The organism is Nonomuraea deserti, assembly GCF_004348685.1.
Lineage (GTDB): Bacteria > Actinomycetota > Actinomycetes > Streptosporangiales > Streptosporangiaceae > Nonomuraea > Nonomuraea deserti.
In genome coordinates this window covers 1-25,438 of record NZ_SMKO01000152.1, presented here as the reverse complement: position 1 = coordinate 25,438, position 25,438 = coordinate 1, and the positions used below count along the sequence as shown (strand labels likewise).

21 protein-coding genes are annotated in these 25,438 nt (G+C 70.6%); 4 read left to right on the top strand and 17 right to left on the bottom strand.

Annotated features, from left to right (window positions below; all coding sequences use genetic code 11):
* Nucleotides 1–253: 253 nt before the first annotated feature.
* Genes E1292_RS37045 through E1292_RS37025 form a run of 5 tightly spaced genes read right to left on the bottom strand, consistent with a single transcriptional unit; the run spans nucleotide 254 to nucleotide 9,071 of the window.
* Nucleotides 254–4,324 (bottom strand): NEW3 domain-containing protein, encoded by a 4,071-nt coding sequence (locus tag E1292_RS37045; RefSeq protein ID WP_132602307.1) that lies wholly within the window; start codon nucleotides 4,322–4,324, stop codon nucleotides 254–256.
* 13 nt (nucleotides 4,325–4,337) lie between these two features.
* Nucleotides 4,338–6,185 carry a glycoside hydrolase family 2 protein gene (locus tag E1292_RS37040; RefSeq protein ID WP_132602304.1) on the bottom strand — a complete coding sequence of 616 codons (1,848 nt, stop codon included), beginning with the start codon at nucleotides 6,183–6,185 and terminating at the stop codon, nucleotides 4,338–4,340.
* A 26-nt stretch (nucleotides 6,186–6,211) separates the two neighbouring features.
* Nucleotides 6,212–7,054 (bottom strand): carbohydrate ABC transporter permease, encoded by an 843-nt coding sequence (locus E1292_RS37035; RefSeq protein ID WP_132602301.1) that lies wholly within the window; start codon nucleotides 7,052–7,054, stop codon nucleotides 6,212–6,214.
* Entirely contained in the window at nucleotides 7,051–8,010 is a 960-nt protein-coding gene (locus E1292_RS37030) for a carbohydrate ABC transporter permease (protein ID WP_132602298.1), read from the bottom strand. The genes E1292_RS37035 and E1292_RS37030 overlap by 4 nt, the downstream gene beginning before the upstream one ends.
* On the bottom strand, nucleotides 8,007–9,071 hold the full coding sequence (locus tag E1292_RS37025) for a LacI family DNA-binding transcriptional regulator (RefSeq protein WP_220447246.1): 1,065 nt from the start codon (nucleotides 9,069–9,071) through the stop codon (nucleotides 8,007–8,009). Before E1292_RS37025 ends, E1292_RS37030 begins: the two co-directional genes overlap by 4 nt.
* A 139-nt stretch (nucleotides 9,072–9,210) precedes the next feature.
* Here E1292_RS37025 and E1292_RS37020 point away from each other — a divergent pair, with 139 nt between their 5' ends.
* Both E1292_RS37020 and E1292_RS37015 read left to right on the top strand, forming a co-directional pair.
* The gene (locus tag E1292_RS37020; RefSeq protein WP_165974947.1) at nucleotides 9,211–10,659 is read left to right on the top strand and encodes an ABC transporter substrate-binding protein; all 1,449 of its coding nucleotides are present in this window, start codon (nucleotides 9,211–9,213) and stop codon (nucleotides 10,657–10,659) included.
* Between the two features lie 17 nt (nucleotides 10,660–10,676).
* On the top strand, nucleotides 10,677–12,143 hold the full coding sequence (locus tag E1292_RS37015; protein WP_220447245.1) for a sulfatase-like hydrolase/transferase: 1,467 nt from the start codon (nucleotides 10,677–10,679) through the stop codon (nucleotides 12,141–12,143).
* A gap of 5 nt (nucleotides 12,144–12,148) precedes the next feature.
* On the opposite strand, the gene E1292_RS56195 is transcribed toward E1292_RS37015, so the two are convergent.
* From E1292_RS56195 to prcB, 7 genes are all read right to left on the bottom strand, one after another.
* The gene (locus tag E1292_RS56195; protein WP_220447244.1) at nucleotides 12,149–12,442 is read right to left on the bottom strand and encodes a PepSY domain-containing protein; all 294 of its coding nucleotides are present in this window, start codon (nucleotides 12,440–12,442) and stop codon (nucleotides 12,149–12,151) included.
* Nucleotides 12,443–12,587: 145 nt separating this feature from the next.
* A complete protein-coding gene (locus tag E1292_RS37005; protein WP_132602289.1) occupies nucleotides 12,588–12,833 on the bottom strand; it encodes a hypothetical protein in 246 nt (81 codons plus the stop codon).
* Between the two features lie 315 nt (nucleotides 12,834–13,148).
* A complete protein-coding gene (locus E1292_RS37000) occupies nucleotides 13,149–14,102 on the bottom strand; it encodes an FKBP-type peptidyl-prolyl cis-trans isomerase (protein ID WP_132602286.1) in 954 nt (317 codons plus the stop codon).
* Nucleotides 14,103–14,194: 92 nt separating this feature from the next.
* Nucleotides 14,195–15,553 (bottom strand): Pup--protein ligase, encoded by a 1,359-nt coding sequence (pafA, locus tag E1292_RS36995; RefSeq protein ID WP_103962987.1) that lies wholly within the window; start codon nucleotides 15,551–15,553, stop codon nucleotides 14,195–14,197.
* A gap of 147 nt (nucleotides 15,554–15,700) precedes the next feature.
* Nucleotides 15,701–16,222, bottom strand: coding sequence for a hypothetical protein (locus tag E1292_RS36990; RefSeq protein WP_246090595.1), 522 nt, complete (start codon nucleotides 16,220–16,222; stop codon nucleotides 15,701–15,703).
* A gap of 608 nt (nucleotides 16,223–16,830) precedes the next feature.
* Nucleotides 16,831–17,622 (bottom strand): proteasome subunit alpha, encoded by a 792-nt coding sequence (prcA, locus tag E1292_RS36985; protein WP_132602283.1) that lies wholly within the window; start codon nucleotides 17,620–17,622, stop codon nucleotides 16,831–16,833.
* A gap of 21 nt (nucleotides 17,623–17,643) precedes the next feature.
* Nucleotides 17,644–18,492, bottom strand: a complete 849-nt coding sequence (gene prcB / locus E1292_RS36980) for a proteasome subunit beta (protein WP_132602279.1) — start codon at nucleotides 18,490–18,492, stop codon at nucleotides 17,644–17,646.
* 224 nt (nucleotides 18,493–18,716) lie between these two features.
* On the opposite strand from prcB, the gene E1292_RS36975 reads away from it, so the two are divergent.
* Entirely contained in the window at nucleotides 18,717–19,790 is a 1,074-nt protein-coding gene (locus tag E1292_RS36975) for a DNA polymerase IV (protein ID WP_132602276.1), read from the top strand.
* Nucleotides 19,791–20,083: 293 nt separating this feature from the next.
* Here E1292_RS36975 and E1292_RS36970 read toward each other — a convergent pair whose 3' ends face one another.
* Nucleotides 20,084–20,293: a ubiquitin-like protein Pup gene (locus E1292_RS36970; RefSeq protein WP_132332266.1), complete on the bottom strand. Its 210-nt coding sequence runs from the start codon at nucleotides 20,291–20,293 to the stop codon at nucleotides 20,084–20,086.
* Between the two features lie 147 nt (nucleotides 20,294–20,440).
* On the opposite strand from E1292_RS36970, the gene E1292_RS36965 reads away from it, so the two are divergent.
* Nucleotides 20,441–20,773, top strand: coding sequence for a hypothetical protein (locus E1292_RS36965; RefSeq protein WP_246090593.1), 333 nt, complete (start codon nucleotides 20,441–20,443; stop codon nucleotides 20,771–20,773).
* 184 nt (nucleotides 20,774–20,957) lie between these two features.
* Here the strand turns inward: E1292_RS36965 and dop are convergent, their stop codons facing one another.
* The 4 genes from dop to E1292_RS36945 all read right to left on the bottom strand — a co-directional run bounded on the left by dop (nucleotide 20,958) and on the right by E1292_RS36945 (nucleotide 25,377).
* Nucleotides 20,958–22,472: a depupylase/deamidase Dop gene (gene dop, locus E1292_RS36960; RefSeq protein WP_132602273.1), complete on the bottom strand. Its 1,515-nt coding sequence runs from the start codon at nucleotides 22,470–22,472 to the stop codon at nucleotides 20,958–20,960.
* 86 nt (nucleotides 22,473–22,558) lie between these two features.
* The gene (locus E1292_RS36955; RefSeq protein WP_246090592.1) at nucleotides 22,559–23,638 is read right to left on the bottom strand and encodes an acyltransferase family protein; all 1,080 of its coding nucleotides are present in this window, start codon (nucleotides 23,636–23,638) and stop codon (nucleotides 22,559–22,561) included.
* Nucleotides 23,639–23,705: 67 nt separating this feature from the next.
* A complete protein-coding gene (locus E1292_RS36950; RefSeq protein ID WP_220447243.1) occupies nucleotides 23,706–24,779 on the bottom strand; it encodes a pyridoxal-phosphate dependent enzyme in 1,074 nt (357 codons plus the stop codon).
* A 10-nt stretch (nucleotides 24,780–24,789) separates the two neighbouring features.
* On the bottom strand, nucleotides 24,790–25,377 hold the full coding sequence (locus tag E1292_RS36945; protein WP_132602264.1) for a hypothetical protein: 588 nt from the start codon (nucleotides 25,375–25,377) through the stop codon (nucleotides 24,790–24,792).
* Nucleotides 25,378–25,438: the final 61 nt, after the last annotated feature.

Below are 25,438 nucleotides of genomic sequence, written 5' to 3'. Positions count from 1 at the left end.
GGTGGTGGGGCTGGCCGGCGCGGCCGCCGGCGGGCTGGCTCTGGCCCGGTCGCGCCGCACCGGCTGACCGGCCCTGCTGACCGGCCCTGCTGACCGGCCCGGCTGACCGACCCTGCTGACCGACCCGGCTGACCGACCCGGCTGACTGGCCCTGCTGGCCGACCCGGCTGACCGCGCCCGCCCGGCCGGGCCAACCGGGTCAGCCGGGCAAGTCAGCAGGCCAAGTCAGCCGGCCGGGCCGGAGCCGGGGCGCTCAGCCAGGGTCGCTGCGTCCTTCCAAGCGGCCGATCTCCTGGGTTCCTGCGTTGCCGCGCAGGCCCGCGGCGTAGTGCCAGCCGTTCAGCGCGCCCGGCCGGGTGAAGTCGATCCGGCCCTGGGTCGTGGCCGTCATGATCTGGGACCAGCCCCAGCCCTCCCCCCGGTCGACCCAGGTGCTGATCGTGTTGCCGTCGAGGGCGAACGCCCAGCGGTCGCCGGGTTCGAGCGGCGCCGTGGAGCAGCAGGCGCTGGTGAGCCTGCCGTCGATCCTGATGTCGACGCCGTGCTGGCCCTTGATCCCGGTCCAGGCCATGACGTAGTTGCGCTCGTCCTTGACCAGCCCGTTGAACAGGGCGTCCTGCCCCTTCCCCGTGCCCGCCCACCTGCCGTGGTCGACGATCACCACGGCCCGGGAGCTGCCCGGCCCCGAACCGTGGGCGACCAGCCCGTAGTAGGCGCCGGGACCCTGCGCCCGCAGGCTGCCCGCGCCGAAGGTCAGCGTCGGCAGCGCCTCGCCCGCCGACGGCTGGTGGACCGTGTAGCCGGCGCTGGAGTCGGTGTCGAAGGTGTCGTCCACGCCGACCTCGGGGTAGGCCCCGGGGTCGAACGCCACCGTCGATCTGCTGGTCACCTGGATCGCGCGTTCGCCCCAGCTCGCGGTGGCGGTGAAGTCGGCGGTCTGGCCGGTCAGCACGTCCGACTCCGCCCGTACGGTGAACGCGACGTGACGGGCCTGGCCGGGCTTCAGCGAGCCGATCGTGTCCGGCTCGGCGGCGGTCGCGGTCCAGCCCTCCGGCGCCGACATCCGTACCCGCACGTTCCTCGCCGTCCTGCCGGTGTCGTTGACCACGGAGACGATCGCCGTCCCCGCGCCGCTTCCGGGGGCGATCGCGGCCGGGGCCTGGTACACCGAGAGCCGGGAGTCGACGGCCTTGAACCGCGGGCGTTCGTCGGGCACGGAGGCACGGCCGCCGATCAGCGTGGGCGGCGTGCCGTGGCGGCCGGAACGGTTGCCGAAGATCGACAGTCCGCCGCCGTCGGAGGCGAAGCGCAGCGTGACGGTGTCCGCGTCGCCGAGTTGCCGCCCGGTGATCGGGACGGCGACGCGGTAGCCGTAGCGGTTGCCGAAGTCCCCCGTGAGGGAACCACGCGATCGGCCGGCCAGCGCCGCCGGACCGTGGGGATCGTCGGGCAGCTCGATCGAGGGCAGCGGGCTGCCGTCGGCGGACACGGTGAGGCGGGTGGGGTGGCGGCGCGCGCTGGTCTTGTTGTTGGGGTCGTACCAGCCGCGTGCCTGGGCGGAGGCGATCTCCGCGACCAGGGTCGCGCCGCGCGCCCCGCGCACGTCCTCGGGCACTTTGACCTCGTACTCGAAGTAGCCGCGGCCGTAACCGGTGACCCGGTCCGATCCGCCGGTGGTGTGGGCCTGGGCCCCGCCGGTCCACTCCTGCGCCGTCACCTCGCCGGCGGGGAAGCCGGTCTCGCCGCCGGGGCCGGGGGTGTCGAAGGTGAGGTAGTTCTCGGCGACGGTCCTGCCGCCGGCCTCGAGCCAGATCCACAGGTGCCCGACCCGCAGCTCGCCGGGTGCGGTGACCGACACGGTGCCGGCGTCGGTGACGGTGTACCGCGCCGGTGCGACCTCGCGCGAGCCGCCGCCGGCGTCGGCGATCCAGCGGCCCTCGTCGTCGTACCCGCCGATCTTCCACCGCAGCTTCGCGCGGGAGAGGTCGCGGTCGCCGAAGTGGCTGATCCTGACCGGGACGTCGATCGTGCCGCCGCGTTCGACGGTCCGCGCCGATCTGCCCATCAAGGAGATCGCGTCGTCGCGCTGGAACATCTCGATGCCGCGGGCCTTGCCCCGATGGTCCACGAATTCCGGCTGGTTCGGCTGCCGGTCGAAGGTGACCGGGCTGTGGACCTCCTGCTCGGTCTCGGCCAGCTGCACGCCGACGTAGCCGTTGAGCTTGGGGTAGGCGCGGAAGAGGCCCGCCGTGTGGGGGAACTGCCCGCCCCTGATGGCGAACTCGGAGTTGAGCCACGGCTGCCCGCTCTGGGCGCCGTCGTTGAAGTTCCAGGTGGAGCCCGGCTTGACCTGGGCGTCGAACCCGTCGAGGAGCTTCTTCCACTCGTCGTACGTGGCCAGGTAGTAGTGCCAGTCGTTCAGGTCGGTGTCGAGGTGGCCGTTCTCGCAGCAGGCGGAGTTGTCGACGACCAGCCGGGACGGGTCGAGGTCGCGGGCGATCCGCACCATCCTGCGGACGTACGGGAACGCCTCCGCCGGGATCGGCTGCTTCCACGGTTCCTCGTTGATCCCCCAGGACTCGTTGAACATCGTCCAGATCACGATCGACGGGTGATGGTGATCGCGCTGGAACGTGGCGCGCAGCAGGCCTTCGAAGAGCCGTTCCGCCTTCTCGCCCAGGGAGTGCCAGCCCGCGTTGGGGAGGTCGTACCAGATCATCAACCCGAGCTTGTCCGCCCAGTGGTAGTAGGCCGGTTCGTTGACCTTGAGGTGGTTCCTGATGACGTTGAACCCGAGCTTCTTGGCGTTCTTCAGGTCGAGCAGGATCGATCCGCGGCCGGGGTCGGCCTCGGTGCCGGTGCGCAGATCGGGGCCGGCGGTGACTCCGGTGTAGGTGTACAGGCCCCACGGGTTGTAGCCCTGGTCGAGGACGCCGCGCACGTAGATCGGGCGGTTGTTGAGATGGATGTACTGGTATTCACCGGTGTGGCCGGGGGCCCATTTGCGGTCGATCGTGCGCAGCCCGAAGGTCGTCCTGATGCCGTCGTCGTGGCCCAGACGGACGTCGGCGGTGTAGAGCGCCGGGTCGTCCGGCTCCCACAGGCGCGGGCGCTCGATCGGGATCCGCGCCGTGCCCCGGCCGCCGTCCAGCGGCACGGTGGCGGTGCCGACGACCTTGCCGCGGGGGTCCTTCACCCGCACGGTGGCGCTGTCCGCCGCGCCGTCGGCCGCGATGCCGATCTTCGCGGCGGCCGTGGACGGCGTGCGCGCCTCCGCCTCGAAGGTCAGCTCGGGGGTGACCCGCGTCTCGGTGAGCCGCGCGCCGGCGTACGGCTCGATCCACACCGACTGCCAGATGCCGCCGACGTCGCTGAACCAGCCGGTGTTCTCGCCGTCGGGAACGCCCGTCTGCTTGCCCATCGGGTACGGCGAGTCGGGCGTCGTGGGAGGCGCGACCACCCGGATCGCCAGCGTGTGGGTCGAGCCGGGAGCCAGCGCGCCCAGCCCGGCGCTGATCTCGGTGTAGCCGTCGCCGGAGTAGGGCAGCACCGGCTCGCCGTCGAGCCAGACCGCCGCCCCCCAGTCGGCGGCCCCGATGCGGAGCCTGGTCTGCCGGCCGGAGAAGTCCTCGGGGACGGTGAAGGAGCGCCGGTACCACACCGTTCCGCGGTAGGAGGAGAAGGCGCTGCGGAAGATCTCCTTGGTCGCCAGCGTCTCCTCGCCCCAGGCCGCCATCGACTGGTAGCCGAACGGCACCCGGATCGCCTTGCCGAACGTGTGCCCGGGGTCGAACCACCGCTCCCGTTCCCCGACGTCGCCGGGATCGAAGTCGAACGACCAGGTGCCGTTCAGCGACATCCAGGCGCCGCCGGTGAACGGGCGCCGGTCGGCGTCAGGACGCGGATATTCCGCCCTGGCCGGTGCGGTGTCGCGCTCGAGCTTCAGGGTGACCGTGCCGCCCGTGGTCGTGGACACGAAGGCGTACCCCTCCTTGGCCGCGACCACGAGGGCACTGCTGTCCGGCACGCCGGTGAGGGTGAAGGTGCCGTCCTTCGCGGTCGTGGCGAACGCCTCGGACCTGGAGGCGTGCACGGTGGCCCCTTCGACCGGCGCGCCGCCGCGGGCGTCCACCACCCGGCCGCGGACCTCGATCGTCCTGTCCTCCGGGGCGCCGGCGGCCGGCCCGCGCCCGGGCTCCGGCTCGGCGAGGGCCGGGATCCCCGGGCACAGCAGCGCCAGGACGGCGATCAGGGCGATGGCCAGTCTCCGACGTGTCGTCGCGGCCGGGGCCCGCACGCCCCGCCCGCCTGCAGCACCAGACATCCAGGTCACCGATCTACGTGGTGGGGGAAGAGGAGGAGGACGTGGAGGCCTGCGCCCCGGGCCGGGCCCGCTCGATGGCGGCCGGCCGTTGCTGCGCCGCGCGGATCCGCGAGACGTCCAGCTTGCTCGTACGGTCGAAGCGGTAGATGCCGTTCTGTTCCTGGAAGACGTCCGTGAGCTGGGTGTAGCAGTAGCCGAACATCAGGGGGTCGTCCAGCAGGACCGCGACCAGCCCGGCGAAGCGCCGCTGGAGTTCCTCCTCGCTCGTGGGCCGTTCGCCGTACCCCCAGGAGCTCTCCCCGGGACGCACGTCCGGGTTCCACCAGATGCCCCCGAACTCGCTGCAGAAGTACGGCTGCCCGCGGTACGGCACCGACCAGGCCGTGCCGTCGCGGTCGGCGTTGACGTACGGCTCCCCCTCGGCCAGGCCGGCCATCAGCTTGCCGAACACCTCGGGATCCTGCTCGTAGCAGTGCGAGTCGTAGACGTCGGCGCCGGGAACCCGGTGCGCGTAGCCGGACGCGTCGAGCACCGGGCGGGTGGGGTCGGCCGCCTTGGTGGCCAGGTACATGCCCGTGGTGACGTCGTCGAGCACGGTGATCCGGTCGTGCAGCCGCTGCCAGGTCTCGTTGAGCGGGCACCAGCCGACGATGCTCGGGTGCGAGTAGTCGCGCTCGACCGCCTCCAGCCACTGGGTCACGAACGACGCGGTCGGCTGCTGGTTGTCGCCGGCCGGCCCGCCGATGTTGGCGCCCCAGTCGCCGAACTCGCCCCACACCAGGAACCCCGCCCGGTCGGCGTGGTGGAGGTAGCGCTCCTCGAACACCTTCTGGTGCAGCCGGGCGCCGTTGAACCCCGCGGCCACGGCCAGCTCGATGTCGCGGCGCAGGGCCTCGTCCGTCGGCGCGGTCATGAGGCCGTCGGGATAGTAGCCCTGGTCGAGCACGAGCCGCTGGAAGCACGCCTCGCCGTTGAGCAGGACGGCGTGCCCGTCGATGGCGACCGAGCGGAGCCCGGCGTAGCTCGTCGCGGTGTCGACCACGGCGCCGTCGCCGTCGAGCAGGTCGATGCGCAGGTCGTACAGGTGCGGGTCCTCGGGGCGCCACAGGCGTACCCGGTCGGCCGGCAGCGGCAGCCACACCTCGGCGGACAGGTCGAGGTCGGCGCGCGCCCGCGCCTGCCCGAGGTCGCCGGCCTGGTCCGACACCGTCACCCGCACCTCGTGCCCGGCGCGGTTGTCCGACACCGGCACCGTGACGCGGAACGCGGACGCGGCGACGTTGGGCGTGATCCGCGGCCGGCCGAGGTGCGGGCCGGGCACGGGCTCGCACCACACCGTCTGCCAGATGCCGGTGGTGCGTCCGTAGAGCGCGCCCCTGCCCTCGTAGGCGGTCGCCTGCTTGCCGCGCGCCTGCGGCCCGGTGCGGGGGTCCCGGGCGCGCACGACCACGGTGTACGTGTGCGCCGGGTCGGCCGCGGCGGCCAGGTCGCAGGTGAACGGGGTGAACCCGCCCCGGTGCCGGCCGGCTTCTACGCCGTCGACCCAGACCGTGGCGTCGTGGTCCACCGCCTGGAAGTGCAGCAGCACCCGCTGCCCCGCCCACGCCTGCGGCACCCGGACGGTGCGGCGGTACCAGACGGCCGGATGGAAGTCGGGGTCGCCGACGCCGGACAGCGGCGCCTCGGGGCAGAACGGCACGACGATCTCGCCGGTCAGGTCCCGGTCGAGCAGGCCTCGCTCCAGCCCGGAATCTCCGGGGTCTCTCTCGAACTGCCAGGTTCCGTTCAGGCACTGCCATGCGGTACGGACGAACTGCGGGCGGGGATACTCCGGGCGGGGAACCACGGGGTTCTCAGGCACGATGCTCACTTTCGGTAGGGATGTGCTCAGGACTTGACGGCGCCGGCGATGCCTTCGACGAAGTAGCGCTGCAGGGCGATGAACAGCGCGACGACCGGCAGCAGCGAGATCGTCGCCGCGGCGGCCATGCCCGACCAGTCGGTGGCGTTCTCGCCGACGAACGCGAGCATGCCGACGCTGACGGTGCGCAGGTCGGGCCGGGAGAAGGTGAAGACCAGCGGCAGGAAGAACGCGTTCCACGTGTTCAGGAAGGTGAGCACGGTCACCGTGGCCGTCACCGGCTTGGCCAGCGGCAGCATGATGCGGAAGAAGACGGTCGCGAACCCGGCGCCGTCCATGAGCGCGGCCTCGGTCAGCTCCTTGGGGATGCCGCGGAAGTAACCGATGTAGAGGAGGATCGCCGCCACGTGCGCGGCGCCCGACATCGCCAGGACCATGCCGGTCAGCGAGTTCAGCATGCCCAGCCGCTGGGCGAGGTCGACCAGCGGGATGATGGTGTAGCCGGCCGGCACGAACAGGGTGGCGATCAGAGCGCCCATGACGATCTTGCGCCCGCGGAACTCGTGGCGGGCGAGCACATAGCCCGCCATGGCGCACCTGACGACCACGATCACCACCGTGGCCACCGTGACGATCACGGTGTTGAGCAGATATCTCCCGAACTGGGCGTCCCCCCAGGCGCGCTCGTAGTTCTCCCACTGCGGGTCGCCCGGCAGCAGGTCGAGCCCTTGGGTGAACACCTCGGCCGACGTCTTCAGCGACGCGGCGACCATCCACAGGAACGGGTAGATCCAGATCAGGCAGCCGATGGCGAGTGCGGCGGCGGCCAGCCACCAGGGCAGCCGGCGCAGCGCCTTGGACAGGTTCATACCGCACCCCTGGCCTTGCGGGTGGCGCGGACAGCGAGGAGTTGCAGCAGCCCGATGACGCAGACGAACAGGCCGAACAGGACCGCGGCCGCGGACGCGTACCCGAGCCGGGGCACCGTCGAGGCGAAGGCCCACCGGTAGATGTACACCTCGATCACCTCGGTCGAGTAGAACGGTCCGCCCCCGGTCATCGTCAGGACCAGGTCGAAGACCTGCAACGACGCCTCGATCGACAGCAGGGTGATGATGACCAGGAACGGTTTGAGCAGGGGCATGGTGATGTGCCGCAGGGTGGCCGGCGCGCCGGCGCCGTCGAGACGCGCCGCCTCGTACACCTCGTCGGGCACGGTCTGCAACGCGGCCAGCCAGTAGACCAGGGTGATCCCGAACCACTTCCACACGTACACCGCGATCGTCGTGCCCAGCGCCGTCGACGACTGGCCGAGGAAGTCGACGCCGTCCCCCACCAGGCCGGTCCCGCGCAACGCGAGGTTCACCGGGCCGCTCGCCGGGTCGAAGACGAACTGCATGACCACGCCGACGATCGCCGTGGTGGTGACCACCGGCAGGAACAGCGCGGTACGGAACAGCCTGCGCAGCGGCATGCGGGGCGAGTTGAGCACGATCGCGACCAGCAGGGTGGTCAGCACCTGGAGCGGCACCGCGACGACCATGAACGTCAGCGTCAGCCGGAACGAGCTCCAGAACATCGGGTCGGCCAGGACCTCGCGGTAGTTGGCCACGCCGATGAACGACGGGCTGGCGTCGAACCCGTTCCAGTCGGTGAGCGAGTAGACGTAGCTGCCGACGATCGGGTAGACGGTGAACGCGCCGTACAGCAGCACGGTCGGGGTCAGGAACAGCCAGACGTACGTGGTGGTGCGCCCGGCGCCACGGGGGCGGCGCGGCCGCCCCGCGCCGGCGGGGGCCCGCGCGGGAGAGAGGGCGACCGTCATCCGCGCACCTCCGGAGCGGCCTGCCCGGGAACGCCCGTGCTGCTCGCGTCGACCACCAGGCTCCAGGGCGCCTCCATCTGGGCGGGCGGGCTCTGGTCGCCCTCGACGCGCTCCAGCAGGCGGGCCACGGCGAGCTCGGCGATCCGCGCCTTGTCGGGCGCGATCGTGGTCAGCGCCGGATTGGCGAACCGGCCCTCCTCTATGCCGTCGAACCCGACGACGGCGACGTCCTGCGGCACCCGTAGCCCTCGCGAAAGCACCGCCCGCACCGCCCCGACGGCCAGCAGGTCGTTGTAGCAGAACACCGCGTCCGGCGGCTCGGCCAGGTCGAGCAGGCGCTCCATCGCGCGCCGGCCGTCCTCGCGCTGGTATCGCCGCACCGGCACGGCGAGCTCGGGCCGGACGGGCAGTCCCGCCTCGGCCAGCGCCTGGCCGTATCCGGCCGACCGGTGCGCGGAGGTCTCCCACCGCGCCACGCTGGCCACCTCGGCGGCCTCCGCCAGCGGCCGGTGGGGCACCCCGATGGCGGCGATCCTGGTGCGGCCCAGCGAGATCAGATGCGCCGTGGCGCACCGGGCGGCGGCGGTGTCGTCGATGGCGACGTGGTCCACGCCTTCCACCTGCATCTCGCCGAGCATCACCACCGGGCACTTGCCCACCCAGCGACGCAGCTCGTCCTCGGTCAGGCCGAGCGGGCTGAGGATGAACCCGTCGAAGATGGCCGAGCGGTCGCGCCGCATGATGATCTGCCGCTCGCGTTCCGCCACGCCCTCGGTGCGGTCGATGAGCACCGTGTACCCGCGCTCCTCGGCCTGGTCCACCACGTGGGCCGCCAGCTCGGTGAAGTACGGCACGTCCAGCGGCAGCACGAGGGCCAGCAGGTTGGAGCGCCCCCGGTTCAGGCTGCGGGCCGCGAGGTTGGGCCGGTAGTCGAGCTCCTCCAGGGCCCGCTGCACCTGGGCGCGCGTCTCCTCGGACACGTAGGCGAAGTTGTTCACGACGTTGGAGACGGTCCGGACGGAGACTCCCGCCAGCCGCGCCACGTCACGTTGTGTCACCACAACCGTCCACCTCCAGATCGGGAGCCGACTTCGAGAAAGAGTCTTGCCGCGCGGCATGCCGCGTGGCAAGAATGACTTTGCCACGCGGCAACATTGCTTCACAAGACCTTTTACCGCCGCGGGGTGGAAGGCAGGACCGATGAGCGCGATGACTCGGCGAGGGTTCCTCGCCGCGGCGGGCACCCTGGCCGTCGCGGCGGCGGCCAGTGCGTGCGGCGGAGGCGGAGGCAGCGGCGGCGCCTCGCTGACCTGGTGGGACCACCAGAACCAGCTGCAGAAGGCGAAGGCGGAGATCTTCGCCACGTATGCCAAGAGCCCCGGCGGCGTCCCCGTCCAGTACACGTACTACAACCCCGCGAAGATGGGCCAGGCGCTGCAACTGGCCAAGCAGAGCAACCAGTTGCCGGACATCCGCTCCAACGCCGGGCTCAACCTGCCCGCCGCCGCGCTCGTCGCCGCCGGATGGGCGCAGCCGCTGAACCTCAGCGAGGAGGCGAGGGCCCGGGTCAAGGACTCGCTCGTCGAGGGCGTGCACATCTTCGACGGCAAGATCTACGCGTTTCCCATCTTCAGCCACCAGGTCTACGTCGCGGTGCCCTGGTTCAACACGGAACTGGTCGGGCGCGCCGGGCTGGACCCGCAGGCGCCGCCGAAGACCTACGACGAGTTCCGCGCGGCGGCCCGCGCGGTGCAACAGTCCGCCGGCGAGGGCACCTACGGCTGGGTGTGGAACATCGGCATGCCCGACCGGCTGGGCGAGCAGGTCCACGACATGGCGCAGGCGGCCGGGTTCGCCGGCGGGCAGGGAAGGCTGTACGAGAGCGGCGAGTACAAGTTCCACGCCGACGAATACCTCGACGTGATCGAGTTCCTCGTCTCGCTGCGCGACGACAAGGTGCTCGTACCGGGGTCCAACTCCTGGGTCGACGACGTGGCGCGGGCCCGGTGGACCGCGGGGCTGGCGGCGTACTATTTCGACGGCCCGTGGTGCCCCGGCGTGGCACTGCAGGACATGCCGGAGTTCGGGGAGAAGCTGGGCGTCGGGCCGATGCTGGTGCCCGACGCGGGCACCGCCGTGGCCACCTACCATGTGCCCCAGCCGGGAGACTACTGGCTGTCACCGACGACCGAGCACGCCCAGGCGGCCAACACCCTGTTGAGCGACTACTTCGCCACCCCCGACTACTCCCGCCGAGTCGCCGAGACCATGTCGCAGCCCCCGCGCGACATCGACGTCGTCGACCGGTCCCAGGCGCACCCCGCCTACAAGAAGCTCATCGGCTGGTTCCGGGAGAGCGTCCGCCTCGCCCCCGACCCGATCGCCGGCAACGCCGACATCCAGCAGGTGCAGATCGCGTCCAAGCCGGTGCGTCCCGCCCTCGGCGACATCGTGCAGGGCGCGCTCACCGGCGACGTCACCGACGTCCGCGCGGCGTTGACCAAGCTGTCCAGCGACACCGCCAAGGACCGGGACCGCGCGATCGCGGCGGCCAGGAAGAAGGGCGCGAAGGTCAGCCTGGACGACTACGCCTTCCCCAACTGGAAACCGGGCGAGGACTACACCAAGCCGATGTACGACAAACGCTGACGATGGAGACCGTTCCTGTGAAGCGACCGAACATCGTGCTCATCATGACCGACCAGCAGCGTGCCGGCTGGACGGCCGCGAGCGGATTCCCCCTGGACACCATGCCCTTCCTCGACGGGCTGATGGGCACCGGCGCCCAGCTCCAGCGGGCGTACACCACGTCCCCGCTGTGCGTGCCCGCCCGGATCAGCCTGCTCACCGGGCGGTACCCGTCCGCGCACCGGGTCAGGCAGAACAGCGCCGCGCAGCACGTGCTGCGCGGCGACGACCTGGTGGACGTGCTCCGGGGCGCCGGGTACGCGCTGCACCTGGCGGGCAAGACGCACTTCCACCGGCGGCCCGGCGACTTCGACACGTTCGCCGCACCGTACTGGCACGAGCGCGGCCCGGCCGGCGCGGCGACGCCCGAGCAGGAGGCGTTCGAGGAGTGGCTCGTCTCGCTCGACCACGCGGTCAGCCACGAGCCGGCGCCCTTCCCGCTGGAGTGCCAGTTCCCGCACCGGATCGTCACCGACGCGATCAGCGCGATCGACCGGACGCCCGGCGACCGGCCGTTCTTCTCCTGGCTGTCGTTCCCGGAGCCGCACAACCCCTACCAGGTCCCCGAGCCGTACTTCAGCCTGTTCGGGGAGGACGAGGTGCCCGACCGGCTGGCCGGGCCCGACGCCGCCGAGCGCAAGGGCGGGACGTACACGTGGCTGCGCCGGCTGACCGAGGAGAAGCGGCCCGGTTTCGACGCGGAATGGCGGCGCTACCGCGCCAACTACTGCGGGATGCTCCGGCTCATCGACGACCAGCTGCGCCGGTTCTTCACGCACCTGCGCGAGACCGGACGGGACGCGGACACGCTGGTGTTCTTCGTCGCCGACCACGGCGACTACACCGGCGACTACGGCCTGCAGCGCAAGGGCGCGGGCATGCCGGAGTGCCTGATGCGCATCCCGTTCGCCGTGGCCGGGCCGGGCGTGCGGCCGATGGTCAACGGCACCGACTTCGTCTCGCTCGCCGACCTGTTCCCGACGGTCTGCGACGCCCTCGACGTCGAGATCCCGCCCGGTGTCCAGGGCCGCAGCCTCTGGCCCATGCTCACCGGGGAGCCCTACCCGGCCGAGGAGTTCGCCAGCGGTTACGGTGAACGCGGGTTCGGCGGGCTGTCCTACGCCGTCGACGAGCGCCCCCCGTTGCACTTCCCCTACGAAGGGCGCACCTTCGACGAGCTCAACACCGTCACCCAGGCCGGGACGACGGTGATGCTCCGGCGCGCGCGGTGGAAGCTGCTGCTGGACGAGCGCGGCGCCGGCGAGCTCTACGACGTGGACGCCGACCCCGCGGAGCTGGACAACCGGTACGACGATCCCGCGCTCGCCGGAGTCCGCGCCGACCTCACCACCGATCTCGCACGCTGGATGATCCGCGTCAGGGACGACCTGCCCCAGGCGGTTTACACGCTCAAACGTTCACCGCACAACTGGAGTCAGGCGTAGCCGGCTCATGTCCTGGCGCGTGGCCGAGGGCGACGTCGATCACGAGGAACACCGCCAGGGAGACGCCCATCAGGTGCAGGAAGACGCCGACGCCCACCGTGAGCAGGGATCTTCTCGATCTGGACCGAGGCGGCGTACAGGAATCCGGTGGTCGCGGCCACCAGGAGGAAGGGCGCGACGAGCAGTCCTGCGTAGAAGTGCAGCCGCAGCACGAGGGGGCGCAGGGCCGCCCAGGTCGCGCGACGCGGCGGGGGCGGCTCTGTCGCCGGCGCGGATGAGAGGTCGGCAGAGGAGGTCATCAGGCGTTTCTCCGTTCGGCCGAGACGCGCGTATCCGCGGATACGGCATCTCGCGAGACACTTCGAGCGCGCGACCGCCTCGACGGCCACGCGGGAAAGGGCCGCGGGACGGACCGCGCGGCCTGCTGCCGGGCACGTGCCCGGGTCAGAGAACGGAGAGAACGAGCGGCGGTCCGCGCCGGGACACCACCGCCGCGAACGGTGACCTCGGTCGCGACGCGGGGGCGTCCCACGCCGCGGTACGGCCGGGACGGACGACCTCGATCGGCACACCTGCCAGGACGAGCAGCGCGGCCCAGAAGTCACCGACGGACGTGACGGCCAGGCGCAGCAGGGTCGCCAGGGCGGCGTCGCCCCGGGTCAGCCACCAGGCCGAGCCGAACACCGCCACCGCGTGGGGCGACCAGCATGCCCGGCCCGCCGCCGTGCGCGTGCGCGCCCCCAGCGTCCAGGCCCGCAGTGGCCAGGCCCTCAGCGGGCCCCCAGCGTCCAGCAGCCGCGAGGGCGGCGGAAAGGCTGCCGAGGTGCACGACCGTGCCCCCGGCCAGCACGTGCAGCGCGGCCGACACCAGCACGCACACCGCCGCGAACGCGAAGGCCCGCAACGCGCGCGGAAAAAGCCGGGCGACATGCACCCGGCCATGGTCCCGCAGCGCCGGATGAAAGCCTGCCGATCACGCGGGTCCGTCCGGCGCCGTGGCGCTGATCAGTAGGCGCCTAGGACGTCCACCACGAACACCAAAGTGCTCTTGGCGGGGATGCCCTGCTGCTCCTGGTCGCCGTAGCCGAGGTCCGGCGGGATGCTCATCACGACCCGGCTGCCGACCGGCACCCCGACCAGGCCCTGCTGCCAGCCCTGAATCACCTGGCCGAGCGGGAACTCGGCCGGCTGGCCGCGATCCCAGCTGGAGTCGAACTTCTTGTCGGTGCCCCAGATCTTGCCCGTGTAGTGGACGGTGAGCGTCTGGTTGGCCTTCACCTTCTCGCCGGTGCCCTTGATGACCGTCTTGACCTCGAGCTTCGCCGGCGGCTTGGCGTCGGTCTTGGTGGTCAGCTCGGGAGCCTTCTCGCCGCCGGGAATGCCGACCTTGACGCCCTTGATGCTGTCGCCGGTCTCCTTGCCGTCGGCCACCTTGAGCGCCGGCGGCTGGGTGCCGACCACGTCGAACACGAACACCTTGGTCGGCTGGGCGGGCGCCGCCTGCTGCTGGGGAGCGGCGTCGTTGGCCAGCACGGCCAGCAGCCGGCCGCCCTTCTTGACCTTGGTGAAGCCCTCCTGCAGGACCTTCGGCAGCTGCTCGTTGACCGGGATCGTCTCGGGCGCCTTGGTGTCGTACGAGGAGCCCTGCACGGCGTTGCCCTGGCCGTCCCAGTTGTAGACGGTAAGGTTGACGATCACCCGGTCGCCCGCCTTGATCCCGTCGCCGGCGCCGGGCTGAATCACCTTGTACGACGACGTGGTGGCGGGCGAGCCCGACGGGAAGGTCACCGTGGGCTTGGCGCCCACGTTGCCCGCGACCGACACCTTGGCTCCGTCGGCCGGCGCGGCGCTGGAGGTGGCGCTGGACGTGGCGCCGGAGTTCGCGCCGTCATCGGAGCCGCACGCGGCGGCGGAAAAGAGCAGAGGCACGGCGGCCGAAACGGCCAGAGCGCGGCGCATGAATGTCCCTCGGAAAAGACGTCAGATTCGCGTCACACTACCCGACATTCAGGTAGGGCCGGGGTAAACGCGGCGCCACGCTCTGGCACGGGTCACATGCCGGCGATGAGCTTGTCGACCCGCTCGTCCACGCTGCGGAACGGGTCCTTGCACAGCACCGTGCGCTGCGCCTGGTCGTTGAGCTTGAGATGCACCCAGTCGACGGTGAAGTCGCGCCGCTTCTCCTGCGCCTTGCGGATGAACTCACCGCGCAACCGCGCCCGCGTCGTCTGCGGCGGCACCGACTTGGCCTCGAAGATCTTCAGGTCGGACGCCACCCGCTCCACCGACCCGCGCTTCTGCAGCAGGTAGAACAGGCCCCGCTTGCGGTGCACGTCGTGATAGGCCAGGTCGAGCTGCGCCACCCGCGGCGAGGACAGCGGCAGGTCGTACTTCTTCCTGTAGCGCTCGATCAGCTGGTATTTCGTCACCCAGTCGATCTCCCGCGAGACCAGGTCGAGGTTGCCGGTGTCGACCGCGTGCAGGGTGCGCTCCCACAACTCCAGCACCCGGTGCGCGATGGCGTCGCCACCACGGCGGTCGACGAAGTCCTTCGCCTTCGACAGGTATTCCTGCTGGATCTCCAGGCTGGAGGCCTCGCGCCCGTTGGCCAGGCGCACCCTGCGCCTGCCCGTCATGTCGTGAGAGACCTCGCGGATCGCCCTGATCGGGTTTTCCAGCGACAGGTCGCGCATCACCGTGCCCGACTCGATCATGCGCAGCACCAGGTCGGTGGCGCCGACCTTGAGCAACATCGTGGTCTCGCTCATGTTGGAGTCACCCACGATGACGTGCAGGCGGCGGAACCGCTCGGCGTCGGCATGGGGCTCGTCACGGGTGTTGATGATGGGCCTGGACCGGGTGGTGGCGCTGGAGACGCCCTCCCAGATGTGCTCGGCCCGCTGCGAGACGCAGTAGACGGCGCCGCGCGGCGTCTGCAGCACCTTGCCGGCCCCGCACACGATCTGCCGCGTCACCAGGAACGGGATCAGCACGTCGGCCAGCCGCCCGAACTCCCCGTGCCTGCCCACGAGATAGTTCTCGTGGCAGCCGTAGGAGTTGCCGGCCGAGTCGGTGTTGTTCTTGAACAGATAGATGTCACCGGCGATGCCCTCTTCGCGCAGCCGCTTCTCGGCGTCCACGAGCAGGCCCTCGAGAATGCGCTCGCCCGCCTTGTCATGGGTGACGAGCTCGATGACGTTGTCACACTCAGGTGTTGCGTATTCAGGGTGGCTGCCCACGTCGAGGTAGAGACGTGCGCCGTTGCGGAGGAAGACGTTGCTCGATCGGCCCCAGGACACGACCCGCCGGAACAAGTAGCGCGCGACCTCGTCGGGCGACAGCCTGCGCTGCCCCCTGAACGTGCAGGTCACGCCGTACTCGTTCTCCAGCCCGAAGATGCGACGATCCATCACCTCACACTATGCCCACGGATCGGCATGCGGGAGAGATCTTCGCAGGTGTTTTCCCGTACCCGCCTCATGGGACGTCCCGTTGACCGGGCGTTTACGGCGTTCGTCCCCGCGCCCGCCCCTCGGGGCGCGGGTCACCCGGCAAGGTCAAGGGGTGTAGATCTCCTGCACCTTCACGATCCGCCCCTTGTGGACGGTGATCAACGCGGGGTGCGGACGAGCGCCGTGCCGCTTGATCAGCGCGGCCCTGGAGCAGCGCTTCGCGCCGAGCCCGGTCTTCCTGCTGACCGTCAGGTCCGACATCGTGGCCTTGCACCCGTACGCCGACAGGAACACCACGTTCTTCGCGATCTGCGAGGCGTACGCGCCGACGTCCCCCTCGCGCGGGCCGACGAAGCGCCCCTCGGTGCGGGTGCCCTTCTTCCACTTGATGGGCTCGTACTCGGCCACGCCGCCGCGTACGTGGGTGATCTGGCCACGCAGGATGCCGTTGTGGCGGGAGTGGATCCCCTTGGTGAAATCATGCCCCGGATCGGCCTGGAAGGTCGTGCCGAAGGTCTTGGGCGCTTTGTACTTCGGGTAGACCGCCGCGTCGGCGGCGCCGCCGGATACCAGCACCACGGCCGCGGCCGCCCCGGCCGCGAGGATGCCGCGCAGGGAAGCGTTCATGGAACCTGAGATCTTCGATGACCCTCCGAAGTTCACCCGATGCATGGTGAAACAGGTCACACCACAAGCCGCCGCCCCGCCCCACTGACGCCCCCGCACCCCGGCACCGGGCCGCACTACAGGCGCCACCCCGCGCTACAGGCGTCGAATCTCGCTGCGGGCGCGGAGCCGCGTGCGGGGCGGAAGGGCCAGCCGCGCGACGGTAAGAGATCGTCGCAACGTCACCCGCCTCGGCGACGAGCCCGCCACGGTCCACGCGGCGCCACCGCGAAACCACCACGGGTGACCCAGTACGACGGCGGCGTTGTCACCACGGCTCATCCGGTGCGACGGCGGCGTTGTCACCACGGCTCATCCGGTGCGACGGCGGGGTCGCCACCCCGAACCACCGCGCGGCGGGCAGGGACCGCGCGGCACGATGGCCAGGACCACCACGACCGCACGGCACGGCGGCCGGGACTCCAGGGACCGTTCGGCACCATGGCCGGGACCACCAGGGACCGTTCGGCACGATGGCCGGGACCACCACGGCCGCACGGCACGGCGGAGAGAGCCATCGGGTGCCCGGCGCGGGGACCGCCGTGGCAGGTCCCCGCGCGGAACCGCGTCTACAGCGGCGAGGAGCCGTCGTCCACGTCGCCGTCAGGGCCCGTGGGCGGCGGGGTGTCCTTGCCCTCCTCGTCGGCGGGAGGCGTGGGCTGGGAGGCCGGTGGGGTGGTCGTCTGGGCGAGCAGCCGCTCCAGCCGCGCCCCCGTCAACCGGAGGAACTTGCGGTGCTCGCGGTTGCGGTCGAGCACCGCGACCTCCAGCTGCGCCACCGGCGGGCGCTCGCCGCCCGGCTCGGTGAGCGCCGTCAGCGCCACCTCCAGCGCGTCGGCCAGCGACATCGACTCGCGGTAGCGCTCCTTCAGCCGGGTCGCCACCGCCTCGGCCTGGCCGCCCATCGCGGCGAAGCCGTGCTCGTCGAAGACGGACCCGTCGAACGTCAGCCGGTAGATCGCGTCGCCGTCTTTGGTCTCGCCCACCTCGGCGACGACGACCTCCACCTCGAGCGACTTGATCGACTCGGTGAAGATGCGGCCCAGGTTGGAGGCGTAGAGGTTGGCCAGGCCGCGTCCGGTCACGTCGGAGCGGTCGTAGGTGTAGCCGTTGATGTCGGCGTAGCGGATGCCGCCGAGCCGCAGCTCCTCGAACTCGTTGTAGCGCCCGACGGCGGCGAACCCGATGCGGTCGTAGATCTCGCTGATCTTGTGCAGCGCCCGCGACGGGTTGGGCGCGACGAACAGGATGCCGTCGACGTACTGCAGCACGACGACGGACCGGCCCCGCGCGATGCCCTTGCGCGCGTAGTCGGCCTTGTCCCGCATGATCTGCTCAGGGGACGCATATCCAAAAGGCATGGACACGTGCGGTGGTCCTTTCTAGCGCAGCGGGGCGATGGGGCCGTCGGGCGAGATCAGGCGGGCTTCGAGCATCTGCTCCACGTAGGAGGAGACCTGCTCGTCGGTCAGTCGGCGGAAACCGTCGGCGTCGATCACCGCCACGACCGGCCAGATCTTCCTGCTCACGTCGGGCCCGCCGGTGGCCGAGTCGTCGTCGGCCGCGTCGTAGAGGGCCTGGATGAGTGTCATCACCGTGTCGTCGGAGGAGGCGCTGTCGCGGTAGAGCTTCTTCAGCGACCCGCGAGCGAATATCGAACCGGATCCGATCGCGTCGAACCGTTCCCGCTCGTAGGGGCCGCCCGCGACGTCGTAGCTGAAGATGCGGCCTTCGTCCTTGTCGGGGTCGTAGGCGGCGAACAGCGGCACCACCACCAGCCCCTGCATCGCCATGGCGAGGTTGCCCCTGATCATGGTCGCCAGCCGGTTGGCCTTGCCGGCCACCGACATCGTGCGACCCTCGAGCTTCTCGTAGTGCTCCAGCTCCACGCGGTAGAGGCGGGCGAACTCGAGGCCCGTGCTGGCCGTGCCCGCGATGCCCATGCACGAGTAGTCGTCGGCGCGGAACACCTTCTCCACGTCGCGCTGGGAGATGATGTTGCCCGACGTCGCCCGCCGGTCGCCGGCCATGATCACGCCGCCGGCGAAGGTGGCGGCCACGATCGTGGTCGCGTGCGGGACCTGATCGCCGATCGGGGTGGCCAGAACCTCATCCCGCTGTGGCAGCAACTCGGGCGCATATGAACTGACAAACTCCGAGAACGACGAGTTCCCCGTGTTCCGGAAAAGATGGTTCACCAAGCCGACGGGCAGATCCCTGTGCGATGCCACGCGACTCCCTCCAAACGTCAGTGTTCCTAGGGCGACCCTACTCATGTTGGGTTGCTGTCTGCACTTCCCACGATCAGCTCACGGCGAACCATTGTGCACGGGCTCCACCGCCATACCCGTTGAAACCCCCAAACCAGACACCAAGCCCGCGATCAGCATCCGGCGGAGCCTGGCCGCGGCCCCGTGCGGCGCCCGTCACGGAGCCACCGGCCATACTGGACACCATGGCCACCAGGTCCACCCGGGACTGGATCCTGCACGTCGACCTCGATCAGTTCATCGCCGCGGTCGAGTTGCTCCGCCACCCCGAGCTTCGCGGCAGGCCCGTCGTCGTGGGCGGCACCGGTGATCCCACGCGCCCCCGCACCGTGGCCGCCACCGCCACCTACGAAGCCCGCGCCTACGGCATCCATTCCGGCATGCCGCTGCGCACCGCGTACAGACGATGCCCGGAAGCGATCTTCCTGCCCAGCGACCCACCCGCCTACGAGGCCGCCTCGCAAGAGGTCATGGCCGTCCTCCGCGAGTTTCCCGTGCGCGTGGAGATCTGGGGCTGGGACGAAGCCTTCGTCGGCGCCACCACCGACGATCCCGAAGCACTCGCCGCCGGCCTCCAGCAGGCCGTGCGCGCCCGCACCAGGCTGACCTGCTCCGTCGGCATCGGCGACAACAAACACCAGGCCAAGCTCGCCTCGGCCTTCGCCAAACCGGCGGGCGTGCACCGGCTCACCAGCGAAGACTGGGCCGAGACCATGAACCACCGCTCCACCGACGCGCTCTGGGGCATCGGCGCCAAGACCGCCAGAAAGCTCGCCGCCCACGGGCTGCACACCGTCGCCCAGCTCGCCGCCGCCGATCCCGCCGATCTCGCCCGCCGTTTCGGGCCCACCAACGGCCCGTGGTATCGCTATCTCGCCCTCGGCAAGGGCGAGGCCGAGGTCGTCACCACACCCTGGATCGCCCGCGGCCACAGCCGCGAATCCACCTTCGAGCACGACCTCACCGACGAGGACGACATCGCCCGCCACATCACGGAACTCGCCGGGCGCGTGGCGCGGGACACCGTCGACGCCGGCCGCCAGGCGACCCGCGTCACCGTCAAGGTGCGCTACACGCCGTTCCTCACCCGCACCCGCCAGGCCAAACTTTCCGCCGCCACCACCGACCCGGCCGCCATCACCCAGACGGCCCTCGCCATCCTCGGCCGCTTCGATCTCGACCGCCCCGTCCGCCTGCTCGGCGTCGCGGTCGACTATGCCATGCCCGACGACCAGCCCACCCTCGACCACCTGGACTAGAGATCAGCCGGGAGCCCGGCTCGGAGCTTTCGCCGGCTCCTCATGCCCCGCGGAAAAACGGCGCTGAGCCCGCCCTAGTGGGCGAGCATGCGCTCGACGTCGTCCTGGTGATGCCGTAACGGTGGGCAAGCGGATGGTTCCGGAGGAAGACCTCGCCGGCGCACGCTCGCCCCTCGTGGCCTGCGCTATGTGAGCCCGGACCGGGTGATGGCCGTGGCCTCACCGCGGCCCGGGCAGGTCGTCAGTCCGTCCGGCGTTCCCATCCGATTCATCCCTTTAAGTTGCCTTTTGCCCTACTCTCCGCCCTTTTGGACATAGCTGCGCACGAATTCCTCTGCGTTCTCTTCGAGAACTTCGTCTATCTCATCCAGAATCGAGTCGACATCGTCCGTGAGCTTCTCCTGCCGCTCCTGAACGTCCGGCGCCGCCGAGGCCTCGGTCTCCTCGACTTCGGCCTCGCGCCGACCGGCCTGCTTCTGGCCGCCGGTGTCCTTGGTTGCCATGTCCTACCTCCGTCTGGGGGACTGCCTCTCCTGCATATCTTCCCCGAACCGGGCGACATTTCGCGCCGATCATCCAGCGATCTTGCGGGGTTGACCAGATAGTCTAGCTATCCAATAATGGGACCCCCGTACGCGCAGGAGGTTGCGATGTCCCCTTCGTCCCTGAGCACTGCCGGTGTGCTCCTCATCACAGTTCCCCTGGTCGCCTTCGGCGGTGTCTCGTTGCTGTCGTTCCTCATGCGGAACGTTCCAGGCTACCTCGACAATCCGGTACGCCGCGGCCTGTGGCGGGCGGGGCACGCCCACGCGGGCGTGCTGGTGCTCTTCGCCCTGGTGGCGATGGTGTACGTGGATCAGGCGAGCCTGCCGGAAGGCGTCAAGGCCCTGGTGCGCACGCTGATCGTGGCCGCGCCGATCCTGATGCCGCTGGGCTTCTTCCTGTCGGTGGTGCGCCGAGCGACACCAAGCCGAGCAAGCTGATCTGGCTGACCGTGGCGGGCGGCGTGAGCCTGGCGGCGGGCACGCTGACGCTCGGCGTGAGCCTGCTGTGATGCGCGTTGCGCGCGGCGTGAGGTCGGTCGCCGTCGCCGCCCGGGGCGTGAGGTCGGTCGCCGTCGCCGCCCGGGGCGTGAGGTCGGTGGGCGGCGGTGAGCGCGGCGTGTGTTCAGTCGCCGCCGGTGAGCGCGGCCACCAGGTCGGCGGCGGTGCGGCAGCGGTCGAAGAGCTCTCCGACGTGGGCCTTGGTGCCGCGCAGCGGCTCGAGGGTCGGCACGCGCTGCAGTGACTCCCTGCCGGGGATGTCGAAGATGACGGAGTCCCAGGAGGCGGCGGCGACGGCTTCGCTGTACTGGCTCAGGCAGCGGCCGCGAAAGTAGGCGCGGGTGTCGGTGGGCGGGTGTTCGACGGCGCGCTGGACCTCTTCCTCGGTGACGAGGCGCTGCATGCGTCCGCGGGCGACGAGGCGGTTGTAGAGGCCCCGGTCGGGGCGGATGTCGGAGTACTGCAGGTCGACGAGCTGGAGCCTGGGATGAGACCAGGCCAGGCCGTCACGGCTGCGGTAGCCCTCGAGGAGTTCGAGCTTGGCGACCCAGTCGAGCTCGCGGGCGAGCTGCATCGGGTCTTCCGCGAGGCGGGTCAGCACGGACTCCCAGCGGTCGAGGATGTCCTTGTTCATCTCGTCGTGGGCGGTGCCGCGTTCCTCGACGTATTTGCGGGCCTGCTCGAGATATTCCATCTGGAGCTGGATGGCGGTGAGCTTGCGCCCGTCGCGCATGGGGATCTCGTAGCGGCAGGCGGGGTCGTGGGAGACGGCCCGCAGCGCCTGCACGGGGTTGTCGACGGCGAGGTCTCGGGTGAGGAAGCCGTCCTCGATCATGGCGAGGACGAGTGCGGTGGACCCGAGCTTGAGATAGGTCGAGATCTCCGACATGTTGGCGTCGCCGATGATGACGTGCAGCCTGCGGTATTTCTCGGGGTCGGCGTGCGGCTCGTCACGGGTGTTGATGATGGGCCGCTTGAGCGTGGTCTCGAGCCCCACCTCGACCTCGAAGAAGTCGGCCCGCTGGCTGATCTGGAAGCCCTCGCCGCGGGAGTCCTGGCCGATGCCGACCTTGCCGGCGCCGACGACGACCTGGCGGGAGACGAAGAACGGGGTGAGGTGCCTGACGATGTCGGCGAAGGGGGTGGCGCGCCGCATCAGGTAGTTCTCGTGGCAGCCGTAGGAGGCGCCTTTGGCGTCGGTGTTGTTCTTGTAGAGCTGGATGGGGGCGTTGGAGGGGATGGCGGAGGCTCGGGTTGCCGCGTCGTACATGACCCGCTCGCCCGCTTTGTCCCAGATAACGGCGGCTCGGGGGTTGGTGCACTCGGGCGCGCTGTACTCGGGGTGAGCGTGGTCGACGTAGAGCCGGGCGCCGTTGGTGAGGATGACGTTGGCGAGGCCGAGGTCCTCGTCGGTCAGTTGGGTGGGGTCGGCCACCTCCCGGGCAAGGTCGAACCCGCGCGCGTCGCGCAGCGGGTTTTCCTCCTCGAAGTCCCACCGTGCCCTGCGCGCGCGAGCCGCCGAGGCGGCCAGGTAGGCGTTCACGACCTGTGAGGAGGTCACCATCGCGTTGGCGCCTGGCTGACCAGGTACGGAGATGCCGTACTCGGTCTCGATGCCCATCACCCGACGCACCGTCATGCAACACCCTCTGTTCGTCCGGGTCTGTCTATCCGCCGTTTATATGCCCGAGCCTATGCCCTTCACAGTGCCCCAAGGCCACAAGGTTATGGCACCGACGCCTTTTCAACCTGTACGGCGGGAGCTGACGTGGTTTGTGGCGCCTTGCGCGGCTTGAGAAGTCGCTGGATGGGACGTTCGGCAAAGGCATGGACAAGATAGGACAGCAGAATCGCGACCAGCGTCGCGGTGACGGCGACGGCCCAAGGGGGCAAATCCTCGACGAGCACGGGGATGAGGGCCACCGCAACCACGCCATGGAACAGGTAAAGCGGATAAGTGACCCCGCCGAGCGCGGTGAGCGTCCTCGACGCCCTCAGCCTGAGCAGGCCGAGGGCGACCAGGGCCATCACGGCGAAGATCAGGGTGATGGTGATGATGACGCTGACGTCGGTGACGGGCATGTTCTTGAAGCCCGCGGCCTCGACACGGCTGTGCACCCGCCCGAGCGCGGCGTTGATCGACAGGCCGTACCCGCCGGCCACGTACAGCCAGGGCAGCCAGGCGCTGCCGTGTTTGTGGATGAGGTACAGGGACATGCCGGCCACGAAATAGGGGGCATAGCGCGGCATGACGATCTCGTCGAGCAGGTCGTTGCCGAGCAGCTCCGCGCCGAGCGCGGCGAGCAGCCAGACGCCCGCGAAGACCAGCACGCGCCGGTACGTCACGCCGATGATCACGAGGATCGCCATCAGCAGGTAGAAGCGGAGCTCGGCCCAGAGCGACCAGTAGACGCCGCTGGCGTCGGTGACCTTGAACAGCCGCTGGAGCATGGTGGCGTTCACCAGGTATTCGCCTGGTGAAAGTTTTGGGTTGAGCGCCTTGGCGCCGGTGATCGCGTAGAGGGCGGCGACGGCGCCGAGACTGAGCCAGTACGCGGGATAGAGACGGACGAACCGGGACCGGGCGAAGCCGCCGAGCCCTCGGCCCCAGACGGTCATCAGGATGACGAACCCGCTGATGATGAAGAACAGCTCCACGCCGAGGATGCCTAACCCCGCGACGGGCGCCAGCGCCGGGAACAGCTCGGCGGGCCTGTCCCCCCAGACGGACGCGTACGCGACCAGGTAGTGGAAGGCGACGACGGCGAGGGCGGCGATGAATCGCAGGAGGTCGAGCTCGGCCAACCGGCCGTCCCCCCGGACATGCTTCGGCCGGTTGGATGAGTGCACGCCTCTTTGACGTAGATGTCGATCATTCTGGTTCCACGGGTCCCTCTGTTCCCACGAGCAACACGCGTGAGCGGTCGTCGACACCGAGCGCGTCCCGGGAGGCGTCGCCGAGTTCGAGCAGCCCGGCGGCTCCGGCGGCGCCGCACGGCGACAGGGCCACGCCGTGCCCGGTCAGGAGCCGGACCGCGGCGTCCGCGTGCTCGTCGGTGATCGTCATGTAGAGGTCGGCGAGATGGGACAGGAGGCGGTGGGCGATGAGGGAGGGTTCGAGGCAGTCGAGCCTGCCGAGCGTGGTGTGCCCGCCACTGATGCGGACGGGCTTGCCGACGCGGGCGCTTTCGAGCAGACAGGGCGCGCCCTCGGGCTCGACGACGACGATCCTGGGCTGCTCGCCCCAGCGGTCCCGTACGTAGCCGGCCGCCGCCGCGGCCAGCCCGCCGACCCCGGCCTGCACGAACACGTGCGTGGGCGCGCCAGGGCTCTCGTCCGGGCCGTTCCCGGCGGGCTCGGCCGTGAACGAGGGCTCGCCGGAGAGTTCGTCGAACAGGACCGTGTAACCGCGCATGACGTCGAGCGGGACGGCGGTGTAGCCCTCCCACGAGCTGTCGGAGACCAGCCGCCACCCCCGCTCCTCGGCCGTGCGGAGTGCGGCGGCCATGCTGTCGTCGTAGTGCCGGCCGCTGCGCCGCACCTCCGCGCCGAGGGCGCGCAGCCGCCGCTCGAACGCCTCTGGGACGTCCTCGCTCAAATACACCACGCACGGCACGCCCGCCTCCGCGGCTCCCGCGGCGACGGAGATGCCGTGGTTGCCGGCGCTGGCACACACGAACGGCGGGCCTCCCGGCTCGCGTTCTGCCATCAGACGCACGGCGTAGGCCCCGCCGAGCGCCTTGAAGCTGCCCAGCCCCATGCGCAGGCTCTCGTCCTTGATGTGCGCGGTGTACGTACCCGCGAACCCGCGAAGGGTGTGGACGGGCGTGGGCCGGTACCCGCGGTGCCCGGCGAAGCGGGCGCGGGCCTGGCGGGCGTGCTCGGCTCCGATGAGCGCGCGATCCTCCGCGGTGTACGGGCCGCGGCCGGGGTTGAGGTACTCCACGATCGCCATGCTAGGCGCGGCCGGAGCCCTCCCCGGCGGGCGACCCGCCACGGGCGCGCCCGGCCTGCCGCAGCCCTCGGTGGCGGCCCCGGGTGACGGCCCCGGATGGCGAGTCCCCGAGGCGGCCCCCGGGTGGCGGCCCTGGGTGGCGGCCCTGGGTGGCGGCCCTGGGTGGCGGCCCTGGGTGGCGGCCATCGTCGGCGGTCGGCGAGACCGAGGTCGGCGTGTCGTGGTTGCGCAGGTTGACGTCGTCCAGGGAAAGCAACGCACGCCCGTCCCCTGCCAGGCAGGCGGTGCTCTTGAGCGCGGCGCCGCAGGCGAGCACGGGGCTGGAGACGGGTTGGCGCAGCGGCAGGGGCTCGGAGGTGTGCACCGGGCGGGCGCAGCACGGTCGCCTCTCCTGCCGTGGGCAGAACGACGGAGCCGCCGGCGCGGATGGCACGGCCGTGGGCGAGGAGGGCGTCGGCGATGCCGCTGAGCCGGGTGAGGGGTCGTCGTCTTCGTACGCGATGGGCTCCTGCGCAACGTCGCCGCTGGTGAGGAGCGGTTCGGCGAATTCGGCAGGCAGCAGGTGGTGCAGCCGCGGGTACGGAAGCATGAGGCCTCCGTGACCGGCTCGGCGACCGGGCGCGGTGACCGGGGCGGGGCGGCGGACTGGC